This window comes from Micromonospora sp. CNZ299 (assembly GCF_002754415.1).
Map to the genome: position 1 here is coordinate 6,221,834 of NZ_PEFG01000001.1, position 12,692 is coordinate 6,234,525.

The 12,692-nt window shown below is 64.2% G+C and carries 10 protein-coding genes and 1 pseudogene; 8 read left to right on the top strand and 3 right to left on the bottom strand.

Translation table 11 applies throughout. The annotated features are described in order from the left end of the window. Positions 1-157: 157 nt before the first annotated feature. Complete coding sequence (locus tag CLT68_RS28125) at positions 158-1,306, top strand: IS630 family transposase (RefSeq protein ID WP_486482351.1); 1,149 nt, start codon at positions 158-160, stop codon at positions 1,304-1,306. A 27-nt stretch (positions 1,307-1,333) separates the two neighbouring features. Here the strand turns inward: CLT68_RS28125 and CLT68_RS28130 are convergent, their stop codons facing one another. From CLT68_RS28130 to CLT68_RS34015, 3 genes are all read right to left on the bottom strand, one after another. Beyond that, on the bottom strand, positions 1,334-1,753 hold the full coding sequence (locus CLT68_RS28130) for a GNAT family N-acetyltransferase (protein ID WP_486482352.1): 420 nt from the start codon (positions 1,751-1,753) through the stop codon (positions 1,334-1,336). Positions 1,754-2,201: 448 nt separating this feature from the next. Next, positions 2,202-2,864, bottom strand: a complete 663-nt coding sequence (locus CLT68_RS28135) for a hypothetical protein (protein WP_143743283.1) — start codon at positions 2,862-2,864, stop codon at positions 2,202-2,204. Between the two features lie 404 nt (positions 2,865-3,268). Further along, on the bottom strand, positions 3,269-3,943 hold the full coding sequence (locus CLT68_RS34015) for a hypothetical protein (protein ID WP_486482353.1): 675 nt from the start codon (positions 3,941-3,943) through the stop codon (positions 3,269-3,271). A 440-nt stretch (positions 3,944-4,383) separates the two neighbouring features. Between CLT68_RS34015 and CLT68_RS32735 the strand changes: the two are divergent. The 7 genes and pseudogenes from CLT68_RS32735 to folE2 all read left to right on the top strand — a co-directional run. Beyond that, positions 4,384-4,985: pseudogene (locus tag CLT68_RS32735) on the top strand (IS5 family transposase); the annotation flags it as partial. A gap of 264 nt (positions 4,986-5,249) precedes the next feature. Continuing rightward, positions 5,250-5,636, top strand: coding sequence for a toll/interleukin-1 receptor domain-containing protein (locus CLT68_RS28150; protein ID WP_158240959.1), 387 nt, complete (start codon positions 5,250-5,252; stop codon positions 5,634-5,636). Between the two features lie 4 nt (positions 5,637-5,640). Beyond that, positions 5,641-8,907 (top strand): tetratricopeptide repeat protein, encoded by a 3,267-nt coding sequence (locus tag CLT68_RS28155; RefSeq protein ID WP_099855485.1) that lies wholly within the window; start codon positions 5,641-5,643, stop codon positions 8,905-8,907. A gap of 1,208 nt (positions 8,908-10,115) precedes the next feature. Beyond that, positions 10,116-10,817 carry a 7-cyano-7-deazaguanine synthase QueC gene (queC, locus tag CLT68_RS28160; RefSeq protein WP_099855487.1) on the top strand — a complete coding sequence of 234 codons (702 nt, stop codon included), beginning with the start codon at positions 10,116-10,118 and terminating at the stop codon, positions 10,815-10,817. An 8-nt stretch (positions 10,818-10,825) separates the two neighbouring features. Next, complete coding sequence (gene queE / locus CLT68_RS28165; RefSeq protein ID WP_099855489.1) at positions 10,826-11,464, top strand: 7-carboxy-7-deazaguanine synthase; 639 nt, start codon at positions 10,826-10,828, stop codon at positions 11,462-11,464. Then, on the top strand, positions 11,464-11,820 hold the full coding sequence (gene queD / locus CLT68_RS28170; protein ID WP_099855491.1) for a 6-carboxytetrahydropterin synthase QueD: 357 nt from the start codon (positions 11,464-11,466) through the stop codon (positions 11,818-11,820). The genes queE and queD overlap by 1 nt, the downstream gene beginning before the upstream one ends. Continuing rightward, positions 11,817-12,656 (top strand): GTP cyclohydrolase FolE2, encoded by an 840-nt coding sequence (folE2, locus tag CLT68_RS28175; RefSeq protein WP_099855492.1) that lies wholly within the window; start codon positions 11,817-11,819, stop codon positions 12,654-12,656. Before queD ends, folE2 begins: the two co-directional genes overlap by 4 nt. Positions 12,657-12,692 lie beyond the last annotated feature (36 nt).

The following is a 12,692-nucleotide window of genomic DNA, read 5'->3' on the forward strand; positions in this document are numbered from 1 at the left end:
TCTGTACGAGGCGGAGGGCCAGCAACGCCCACTCAATGACTTGGTGCAGGACGGCGATGTTGTTCTCACTAGTGCCGTGACCACGAACGTTCACGGTGTTGGTTGACACGCCGCGCGGCCTGTCGGCTGGGCGGGTTGTGCCGGTCACGCTGTGGCGGTGGCAGATCTTGTACGTGTGCGGCGGCTGAGTGATCAGGAGGGTCAGCAGCTGCTCAGAATCACCCGCCGGGGAACCGGCTCGGCGATCCGACTGCGACGGGCGATGGTCGTGCTCGCCTCGGCCGGTGGGAACACGGTGCCGGCGATGGCCCGGCTGGTCCAGGCCGATGAGGACACGATCCGGCAGGTCATCCACCGGTTCAACGAGATGGGGATGGCCAGCCTGGACCCTCAGTGGGCGGGTGGCCGTCCTCGCCAGATCAGTCCTGACGAAGAGCAGTTCATCGTCGAGACGGCCAACACCCGCCCCGAGAGGCTGGGGCGGCCGTTCACCCGGTCGAGTATCCGCAAGCTCGCCGACCACCTGCGCCTGCATGCCGCGCGTCGGGCCCGGATTGGGCGGGAACGGCTGCGGCAGATCCTGCATCGGCATCGGATCAGCTTCCAGCGGACCAAGACGTGGAAGGAGTCCACCGACCCGCAGCGCGATGCCAAACTTGCCCGGATCGAGTACGTCAGCGCCCACTTCACACAGCGGGTGTTCGCCTTCGATAAGTTCGGACCCCTGGTGATCCGCCCCCAGGCCGGCGCCGGGTGGGCACCCGCGGGACATCCGCACCGGCTGCCGGCGAACTACCACAAGCTGCACGGCGTCCGGCAGTTCCACGGCTGCTACTCCGTCGGCGACGACCAGCTTTGGGGCGTCGTCCGGGGCCGCAAGAGCGCCGCGAACACCCTGGCCGCGCTCAAGTCGATCCGAGCCGCGCGTCCGGACGGGGCACCGATCTACGTCATCCTGGACAACCTGTCCGCCCACAAAGGCCGCAAGATCCGCAGGTGGGCGGCCCGCAACAAGGTCGAGCTCTGCTTCACCCCGACCTACGCATCCTGGGCCAACCCGATCGAGGCCCAGTTCGGGCCGCTACGCACCTTCGTCATCGCCGGCTCCAACCACCCCAACCACCCGGCGATGACCCGAAAGCTGCAGACCTACCTGCGCTGGCGCAACGCCAACGCCCGCCACCCCGACGTCCTGGCCGCCCAACGCCGCGAACGCATCCGCATCCGCATCCGCATCCGCATCCGCATCCGCATCCGCAGCGAACGACAACGACGCTGGGGCCAACCCGCCGCCCACGCAGCCTGATGACCTCAACACCTCAAACGTTCGTGCTCACGACACCAGCGACGGCGCCTGCACGTCGCGGACCATGCGAATCTCCCGCACGCCGTCCTCGACCTGGGCCATCCCATCAGCAACGAAGCCTTGCTTGCGGTAGAACGCCTGGGCGCGAGGGTTCGGATCAGCGACCCACAGCACCGCCGACTCCGCGGGGTCGATAACGGCCTGCAACAACGTCCGCCCAGCACCCCTACCGTGATCGGCGGCATGCACATAGAGCACATACAGCTGCCTCGCCCACGCCGCCGCAGCGTCCAGCGGCGGACCCGACATCGCGATCCCGACCAACTCGCCCTCGCGCTCGGCCACAGCCGCCCGGTTCTCGCGATAGCGCTCGTCGATCAAAGCAGCAGTCCAAAACCGTTCCCGAGTAGCCGGGAAACCCGGATCATCCAGCACCGCATCCGACATGAGGCCTCGATACGTCTCCTGCCAGCACCGAACATGCACGCACGCCATCTGGGCTACGTCATCGACCCGGGCTGGGCGAACAGTCAGCATGAACGTTTGCGGCGTTGGGGGACACGGCGCCCGGGCTGACGGTTGGGCGGTCGCCGCGAGTCCGGTCGGCGAGCATCTGGGTGCGGCCTACGATTCGGCGGTGGGTTCCTCGGTCATGGCACTAGCTAGCAGTAGCACGGCGGACTCATCTGACGCCCAACGAATTCTTGAGGCCGCGAAGGCCGCAGGAAAAGTGACGGCGGTCGGGGGAATCTATCCACGTTTCTGTCATTCTTCCATCCTGGACTGGGGAACCGCATGCGGCACTCTCGGCCGGAACCCCCTTGGAGGCGCAGGCGCGGGTAGCGGCGGTGCTTGAGAACCCGTAGGAGCGATTGTGATCGTACCCAATTTGCGACTAAATTTTGCCGCCTGCATTCGCTCCGTAAGCCGAACGTTGATTTGGCGCATCGAAGGTAGGCCCGAGGTTGCCCACCATGACTTCCGTTGCCTCCGGCAGCCCAGCTAGCTCTCCGAAGCCGATCGCGTAGCGGGACAGCCGTTCCTGCATTGCCGTCAACTCCCTGCGGCACTCTGCAGCGCTTGGCCAGGCGCTTTCCGGCAAGGCCTTGTTTTCCTGCGCCCAGTGCAGCAACTGCGGATGCCACCGAGACAGAAACGGCCGGATCTCGTTGTTCAACATCGCGATTGCCAGATGCTCGACGGTTGGCGTCTTGCCGGCACGTCGCGAGGGTTGAGTCTGTGTCAGAATTTCGCGGGTGGTCACAAAGAGGGCATAAAGGGAGTTCATTGTTTCCCGGATGAGACCGCTTCCCTCCATGAGCGGCTGCACGGAGACCCGCGTGACTGTTTCGACGAACAGACGCCATGCGACCTGCTTGTTGTCAGCCGTCACCGCGAAGTGAAGGTCACTGAATTGGGGAACCGAAACGGTAACCTCTGTCAGCTGGACGTTCCTGGCGTATCCGTGGACAACTATGGCAGCGACTCCGCCGGCGGTCGTCCCGCACAGCATGAAGAGGCTCTGCCCGGTGAGCCGACTGCCCTGGTAGACGGCCAAGCCTGCCAGGGCGCCAACCAACAGGCCTACGACAACAGCAGCCCATCTGCTGTGGAGCCAGTTCCGTCCCACTGAGCCTCCCACTGACCACAGAGTCCTGGGCACGGCGCAACACCCCATGCGCTCGGCATTGAACAGTAGTTGCCGCGCCTCGCTGGCAGAGTTGATGCAGTCCGATGATCGTACGTTGACTGAAGGACTTGAGGGCTGTCTCGCCAAGGATGTTTCCGGCGATCTTGGTCAGAATGTTCGGCGGCTGGGGAGCGGTCGCTGAGGGTGATAATCAAAGCGTTCGACGTGGGTGTCCCCGCATCACCCCCTCGGGCCTGCCTACTCCGGCGGGGTCCAGGAGCCCGGTCTCCAAAGACAGACACTTCCATGCGGCTTGCTCGCCGGAGACGGGCTCAAGCTTCGACGACTCGCCGGTAGCGGGCGTTCAACGGTTCCATACCGTTGGTTGAGCAGGTGGCGGTACGGGTCTTAACGTCGTCCCAGTTGTACCGCACGCTGATCCACATCTTGCTGTAGGTGCATTGGTACGACGACAGGGGCGGCTGCCAGGTGGAGGGGTCCTGGTCGCCCTTGGAAGGGTTGACGTTGTCGGTCACCGCGATCAACTGCGGGCGGCTCAAGTCGTTGGCGAAGCTCGGCTGGTCGTCCAACGAGGTGGCCCCGGAGCGCCACGCCTCGGCCAAGGGGACGACGTGGTCGATGTTGACGTCGAAGGCCGCCGTCCAGGTCGCGCCGTCGTACGGGCTGTACCAGCGGCCGGAGGTGGCCGCGCAGGCGCCGTCGACGACGGAGGTGCCGCCACGCTTGAGGACCTGCTTGAGGGTGTTGCAGCTACCGCTGATCGTGATCTCAACCAGGACGACGGCGGCGAAGTCGTCTACCGTGGAGTTGAGTGCGGGAGACGGGCAGAGACTCGAGTTACCTAGGGGCCTCTCGGCACCGGTGGACTGCCAACATCTGTGACGATTATCGCCGTCGACACAATCTCTGCTGGAGAAGCGGGAACACCCCGGCATGCCGGGAGCTTCGAGTACGCGTGCTCCTGCCCAGCACGTGTACGCGGCCATCGAACGGGCGTTGGCAGCGGGACTACGCCTGGCCAGAAGTGCTCAGGTCCTGCGGCCGCCCCGCTGCACATGCTCCCACCTCGCCTCCGAGTCGGCTTGGGGACCGAGGTGGTCTCACGTCCGCACCGAACTTGCTGGGCTTCACGAACTCGACCAAGGTGCCCGCCACAAGGCGCAGGCGATATAGCACGGCGGTGGGTTCGTCGAATCACGATGGCATTTGCATTAGCCGCTACGTCACGAAGATGACGACAGTGCCGGGCTGCGCTAACCGCCCGTGCCCGCCGGTACCCGCCTACGTAAACCTCGAGAACGCTGTCCCACTTGATCAATGGAAAATGAGCTTGTCCTTCCCGTCACCAAACGACAGGATGCTGCAGACCAAGTCCGACAGCGGCGGGTTGCCGTTTGCTGGACTGCACTGACAACGACCGAGGTCCGGGCTAGGTGTGCAGTGGACGATCAGCATCGACTTGTCGATCGTGCGGGCGCACCAAAGTGCCGCTGGCGGTCGCAAAAAGGGCTCCCCATCAAGTCCGGCGACGCCTGGTGCGCAGGATGGCGAGGCCATCGGACTATCCAGCGGAGGGTTGAGCACGAAGATCCACCTCGCGGTTGATGGTCGTGGCCGGCCGATGTCGATCCTGCTCCCCCTGGCCAGGCCGGCGACAACCCACAGCTCCTGGCGTTGCTCGACGCGATCCGGGTCAACGAGCCCGGACCCGGCCGGCCCCGCAAACGACCCGATGTGCTGGTCGCAGGCAAGGGCTACGCGCATCACTCGACCCGCCGAGCCCGGCGACAGCGAGGTGTCCGGCACGTCATCCCCGAACGCAGCGACCGGGTCGCCCGCCGTGCCGCCAAAGGCAGCGCCGGCGTGCGACCACCAGCCTTCGACAAGCAGGTCTCGCAAACGCAACGTCGTGGAACGCTGCTTCAACCGGCTCAGCAATGGCGCGGCCTGGCCACTCGCTATGCCAAACGGGCATCCCGCTACCGGGCCAGCCTGATCCTGATCGCCGCCATCATCTGGCTTCCATGATCGACAGGACAGGCCCTCGGCGACGTGCGACCAAATAGCTGACTTGAGGATCATTCAGCGGGTGTCCAAGCCGTGTCAGGCCCCCGCGCTTGCTTCACGACTTCACGACAGCACGGCGCAATGTCTGTTCGTCCAGGCTCACGGCGCCGTCGGGTATCCTCATCCGATCGTCCAGAGCGACGTGCCGGAGACTTGGAAAGTTGTGGCATCGCTGGACGGTCCACCGCAACGCAACGTGACCAGCTCGGTGTCGGAGGGCAGGAGATGGCGACGGTTTTCGTGAGCCACCGCGGTGCCGACAGCGACGCCGCCCGCCGCCTCGCCGTTCAGCTGAGACAGCGCGGACACCACGTATGGCTGGATGAGTGGGAAATAACTGTCGGTGATTCAATCGTCGAACGGATAAACGTAGGCCTTTCCGGCGCGATATACCTCGTATTGTGCTGCTCTGATAACGGCGTCCAGGCTCCATGGATGGACAGGGAATGGATGTCGGCGCTAGCCCGTCAGCTCGACGGTGCGGCTGTGAAAGTTCTACCGACACTTCTCAGGGGAGGCGCCCTGCCGGACATCCTGGCCGATATCAAGTACGCCGACCTGCGGACGAACTGGGACTCTGGCGTCGCCCAGATCTGCCGGGCCCTGGACTGAGACTATGCGTCGCAGCGTGCATCTAGTCACCGCCCGGGGAGAGGAGCACCTTGCGGAACGCCTATCGCATCCGCTACAGGAGGCGGGGTTCTCGGTAAGCCACGACGGGACGATCATGGTCGGCGAGTCCCTTATCGAGGAGCCAGCCAAGCTGTTGGCCACCGGCGTTCCCGTGGTGCTGTGCGCTACCGTGCGGGCGGTTGGCAGTGCTTGGGCGCACCGCCTGGTCAACGCCGCGCACGCCTCCACGACCAGCCGGGTGTACGTCGTGCAGATGGAGGAGCAGGCGTATGTCCAGCACCTATCGCTGGACACCAAGGTCGCCCGTTACGACCAGGATCCGCAGCGAGCCGTCGCGGAGCTGGTCGAGGCGTTGTCGGCGCATTACCCGCCGCTTGGGATGAGTTCGGGACACGGTTCTGCCAGACCGGCAACTGACCACTTCCTAGACCAGCCGACCACGGAGACCACCTTCGATCTAGAAGCGCTCGGCCGTTTTCGGGAGCAACTACGGGAAGAGGCTAAGACTGAGTATCCGGAATCACTGTCCCCTCACGACTTCCTTAACCTCGCGAACCTAATATCCGATGCGAGCCTGACCCGTGCCGGTTTACTTCTTTTCGGGCGCAGGCCGGACAAAGTGTTGCCGACGGCAATTATTCAATGCGCCCGCTACCATGGTAGAGACCGGACCACACCACGTGACATTGTCCGAATCACTGGGCCCTTGGTGGACCAGATTATCGCCGCCTGGCAATTCGTCGCAGATCGAGTCTCCCTCGGAGAGACGACCACACGACGCGGTGTACAGGCGGTTTCAGTCTACCGCTATCCGATGATGGCGGTCAGGGAACTCATTGCCAACGCAGTCGTACACCGCCGTTACGAGAACGTTGAGAGCTGTGTCCACGTGCGACTATTTACCGACCGACTCGAGATCACCAGCGCCGGGGAATGGGTCGGCCGGCAGGTCGGCGACGACACCACCAACGACCTTGCTGAACTCGAGGGCGAATCTCGGAGCCGCAACTTCCGGCTAGCCCATATGCTAGCTGCCGTCAGGTTGTTCGAAGGGGAGGGAAGCGGAATCCCAACCACCGTCGCCGACTGCCACGCCCACGGCGCTCCTGAGCCGAAGGTGATTCAGCGGGCGGATTCCGTGACGGCCGTGCTTCGGCCTCGAGCAGATATACGCCAGGAATGGACGAAAAACGGGCAGGCAGACACGGCATTTGAGGTCGTACCGCAGCAACTTCCCGCTTCGGTGTCGACGTTTGTTGGCCGATCTTCTGAGCTGATGCGCCTCAGCTCTATGCTGTCAGCGCAGGACGACGGGAGCCGCCCGACGGCGGCACTGTGCGTGATTATTGGCGCCCCTGGGGTCGGCAAGACCGCGCTCGCGCTGCAATGGGCACACCAGACGCAGCACCTTTTCCCCGATGGCCAGCTCTACCTCAACCTGCGAGGGTTCGGGCCGGGAAAGCCGTGTACCCCCGTCGAGGCACTAAGCGCGTTACTCGATTCGCTCGGGATCCGGAAGGAGCGCATCCCTGTCGACGTGGAGGCTCAGGCCAGCCTGTTCCGTTCTGTCCTCGGAGGGCGCCGGACGCTACTCGTGCTCGACAATGCCGCCAGCGCGGCGCAGGTACGGCCATTGCTGCCTGCCAGTGCTAGATGCACGACCTTGATCACGTCTCGGTACAGCCTGGCCGGACTGACCGTATCCTCCGGCGCGCCGTCCCTTACCCTAGACCCGCTGCCGTTCGACGATGCGCTCGCCCTTCTAAGCCGTCACGTCGGTCCACATCGGATCGAAAATGATCGGGATGCTGCGGCGACGCTAGTTAGGCTCTGCGCCGGGCTGCCGCTGGCGCTGGGTATTGTCGCATCCCGGGCTGCTACACGTCCGGAGCTACGTTTGGCCGACCTCGTAGCCGAGTTGACTGACCGCGCGCACCTGCTTGACGGGCTCGACGCGGGTGACGACGCGGTGAACGTGCGTGTCGTCTTCTCCTGGTCCTACCAGCGATTGAGCCCTAAGGCTGCGGCGCTGTTCCGCCAAATCAGCCAGCACCCCGGGCCGGACCTGGACACCTATGCGGCGGCCAACCTAGCCGGCGAAGACCTGTCGCACACCCGCACCATGCTCGACGAGCTTGCCCAAGCTCACTTCCTGGACTGGCGCAGGGCCGGACGGTTCGGGCTGCACGACCTGCTCCAACTTTACGGCCAAGAACGGGCGCAGACCGAGGACGACCTCGAACAACGGGAACTAGTACTTCACAGGATGTTGGACTACTACGTACGGACCACGGTGCTCGCCGATAGGCACCTTGACGATTCCTGGGAGGCCATCGAGCCCGACGCCGCCGTTTACGAGATCGTATACCCCCATCTGGCAGACTATAACCAGGCATTCGACTGGCTCTCGATCGAACGGCCCACGCTGTTGGCGGTCACCCGGTACGCCGCGCAGCACCAAGACTTCGGCAAGTATGCCTGGCAGATCGCTTGGGCGCTAACCACGTTCCTCTATAGACATGGATACTGGCACGATTGGGCCGCGGTCAACGAGACCGCACTCTCAGCGCTTCGACGGCACGGCGACCCTCACAGCCAGGCGCGGGCGCACCGGATCTTGGGCAGCGCCTATGCCCGCCTAGAGCGCTACGACGAAGCGGCAGGACACCAGAAGGAAGCGCTCAAGCTATTCCGGCAACTCGCCGACGTCGACGGACAAGCGCATAGCCATCTAATGCTCGGACGCTGCTATGCCTGGCAGAGCCGGTACGCGGACGCATTGGTCCACGCACAGCAGGCACTGACAATTTATCGTGAGTCCGGAAACCGGACCTGGGAGGCGCGCAGCCTGACAGACGTCGGCCGCGTGCTCGGCTATCTCGGCGACAACGAGCAATCCATCCAGCTCTGTCAAATTGCGCTCAGACTCTGCCGCGAAACCGGCGATGACGACGGGCAGGCGGCGGCCTTGCACACGCTCGGCCGCGCCCTCGTTCGCCTCGGCCGCCACGCCGATGCGGTGGCACGATTGCGCGAGGCAGTAAGCCTCCGCACTAGCCTGGCCGACCAATACGAGGAGGCTGAGACCCTGATCGATTTGGGCGATGGGCTGCACGAACTGCAGGACACCGCCGCTGCCCGAAACGCCTGGCAATCCGCCCTCGATATCTTGCGGCAGTTGCAGCACTCGGCCGCTGAGGACATACAGATAAAGCTAGCAGCCGTCCGGCCGGACGTTACTGCCAGATGAGGCGCAGCTGATTGCGTGGTGATGCCGAGAGGGGTGTCTCGAAATTTCCTAGCCCGACGTCAATTCGGTCGCACCGAAACTGAACCCCTGGACGGACACCACCAAGGCCGACGTCAACGTGATCTGCTTCGACAACGCCGGCGATGCACCCCGCATCACTTTCTGGCCATCTTCACCTCCCAACTCTGATGCCGAACCGCAGCGGCGCAGGCCGTACCCAGTTCACCACCGACACGGCGGTATGGCCGGCTCCGTCGCCAATTGATCAAGCTGGTGCAGGACCAGACCGTCCCAGCCGTTAGCAATGAGATCAGCAACCATAAGGGTCACTATGATGTCTATTGAGGCCGCAGCTCTGCAGGATTCTGGGACTCTAGTTAGAAGCAGCGGGCCTGACGAGCGCAGGCAGGCGGATCCTCGGGCCGGGCGCATCGGCCTCATCGGTCTGCGTTAGGAACAACGCCGGCGACCGATCTGCGGCACATCACTGTTGGCCTACAGGTCCTTGTGGCGGATACCTGCGACATCTCAATGTGACTCTGGTTGGTCTTGATGGGCAGAGTGAGACAGCGGCCGACGCCGTCGCGGCGTCGGCGGTGGCGGGGTGGGTCGCGCGGCGGCGCTAGCGGATGGTCGGTCGGGTGAAGGTCTTGCCGGCATAGACGAGCGCCGAGCGGACGTCGACGCGTCGTCGTGCGAGGGCGACCATCTACTCGCCCGCAGACCGGTGATGTCGAAGGTATGACAGCAATCCAGAGGCTCAACGTAGGTGCGCGCGAAATTAGAACACATGATCTACGATGGGTCCTTGTGGGCCGGCTGCCGAATCAAGGTCGCTCTCTACGAAGCCAGGCTCAGGCAGTAGTCGCTGGACCAGAGTGAGGCGCCCGCACAGCAAGGCACACATCCCGCAACGCCGGAGTAGACAACGAAGCTACGCAGTGTGATCGCGTAAACTTCAGCGCTGCGCGTGGCCGTAGGGTGGCAGTTTCTACAACTCAGACGACCTAGATCCCGGTTCCTGGCTGTTCAAGTTCGCAAGCGCCGGCCTGCCGACCACTCGACCGCCGCCCCACCTCAGCCAAGGATTCCGGGCGCGGCACTTGAGGCTGACGATCCGTTCGGTACCGTAACAGGCGGTAAACTACACTGCCGTAGTTCACCAAGAGTCTGCAGTTTAATTCCCAACGGAAGATCAGGTCACAGACATGGCGCAGCGCAAGGCGGTAGTCCTCCTGAGCGGCGGCTTGGACTCGGCGACGGTGCTGGCGATCGCCCGGAACGAAGGGTACGAGACCTTCGCGCTGAGCTTCAGGTACGGACAACGCCACACGGTCGAGTTGCAGGCGGCAGAGCGCGTCGCCGCCGCACTGGGAGCGACCAAGCATGTGGTAGCCGACATTGACCTGCGGGTCTTCGGTGGATCGGCGCTCACCGACGCGTCGATCGCGGTACCACATCACGACAGCGTTGACGACCTCTCAGCCAATGACATTCCCGTCACCTATGTCCCAGCACGCAACACGATCTTCTTGTCGTTCGCCCTGGCATGGGCCGAGACGCTTGACGCGTCAGACGTTTTCATCGGGGTCAGCGCACTCGACTACAGCGGCTACCCGGACTGCCGCCCGGAGTACATCAAGGCCTACGAGGAGATGGCGAACCTGGCTACTAGGGCTGGGGTCGAGGGCCGCCAGAGACTGAAGGTCCACACTCCTCTGATCCAGTTGACCAAGGCAGACACCATCCGGCGAGGCCTCGAACTAAATGTGGACTACGCCCTCACCCACAGTTGCTACGACCCGGTCGACGACCGCGCCTGCGGCACGTGCGACTCGTGCCTCCTACGCAACCGCGGCTTTGCCGAGCTGGGAATGACCGATCCGGCCCTGACGACGTCACAGAGCTGAACAGGGCTATGTACAAGATCAAGGAGATCTTTTACACCCTGCAGGGTGAAGGCAGCCACGCTGGCCGACCCGCGGTCTTCTGCCGGTTCGCGTCCTGCAACCTGTGGACCGGACGCGAGACCGACCGGCACCGCGCGATCTGCCAGTTCTGTGACACCGATTTCGTCGGCACTGACGGGCCTGGCGGGGGCCGTTTCGCCAGCGCCGCGGACCTCGCGACAGCGGTGGCCAAGACATGGCAGGGCCTGCCGCACTCCCGTAGCAAGCGCTACGTGGTGTGCACCGGCGGGGAGCCGTTGCTGCAACTCGACGATGACGCCGTGGCGGCGCTGCACGCCGAGGGCTTCGAGGTTGCGGTGGAAACTAACGGCACCAAACCGGCGCCCGCTGGCCTCGACTGGATCTGCGTCAGTCCCAAGGCCGGCGCTGATCTGGTGTTGACCGCCGGCGATGAACTGAAGCTCGTCTATCCCCAGCCCGCCGCGATGCCTGAGCTTTTCGAGGACCTCGCGTTCACGTTCATGCGGTTGCAGCCGATGGACGGCCCAGAGCAGGAGGCCAACACCCGCGCGGCGGTGGCCTACTGCCTGGCTCACCCGCAGTGGCAACTGAGCCTGCAGACCCACAAGTATTTAGGAATAGCCTGATGGAGATTTACCGCGAGTTCACCTTCGAGGCCGCCCACCGGCTTCCTCGCGTGCCCGACGGGCACAAGTGTGCCCGCCTCCACGGCCACTCCTACAAAGTGCAGGTACACGTCCGCGGGGACGTCGATCCGGCGACGGGTTGGGTGATGGACTTCGCCGAGATCAAGAAGGCGTTCCGCCCACTGCACGACCAACTCGACCACTACTACCTCAACGATGTCCCCGGGTTGGACAACCCCACCAGCGAAAACCTTGCCCGCTGGATCTGGGAACGACTCATCGATCAACTGCCGCTGTCAGAGATCCTCGTCCGGGAAACCTGCACGTCAGGCTGCGTCTACCGAGGCGACGCATGACGATCAGTGAGATCAAGGGCGAAAGCTTGCAAGACGTTCAGGCCCTGCCGGACACTCGGGGCATCGCCCTCGACGAGGTCGGTGTCGAGGGCCTTCGCTATCCCCTGCTCATTTCCGACGCGCGTGGCAACAAACGCGAGACCGTCGCGACAGTCACCATGTCGGTGAGCCTCGCCGACCACGTCAAAGGCGCCCACCTGAGCCGCTTCGTCGACGTGCTGCACACCTGGCGCGACCGACTCAGCAGCCGAGCCGTCACCTTGATGGCCGACGACCTGCGCCAACGCATGGGCTGTGCCACCGCCCGCGTCGCTCTCACCTTCCCGTACTTCCTGGAACGCCTCGCCCCGGTCACCGGCATCGCCTCGTTTATGGACTACACCTGCACCCTGACCGCCGCCGCCAGCGACCGTGGGGACGAGGTGGTGCTCGCCGTGAAGGTGCCGGTCACCAGCGTGTGTCCGTGCAGCAAAGCGATCAGCGACCGAGGCGCCCACAACCAACGCGGCTGGGTCACCATCGACGCCCGCCCACACACCCCCGCCACCGGCCTGTGGTTCGACCACCTCATCGACATCGCCGAGGCAGCTGGATCATCGCCGGTGTACGCGCTACTCAAACGTCCGGACGAACGCCACGTGACCATGGCCGGCTACGACAACCCCGTCTTCGTTGAGGACATGATCCGCACCGTTGCCGGGGCACTGGACCACGACGTCCGCATCGCCGAGTATCGGATCCGCGTGGTCAACGACGAAAGCATCCACAACCACGCCGCCTACGCGCAGATCCCCTGGACGCTGACCGCGACGGCTCGGGACTCCACCGATGGCTAGCAGCGGTCACTCCGGCCTGGCCAACGTGCACGTTGT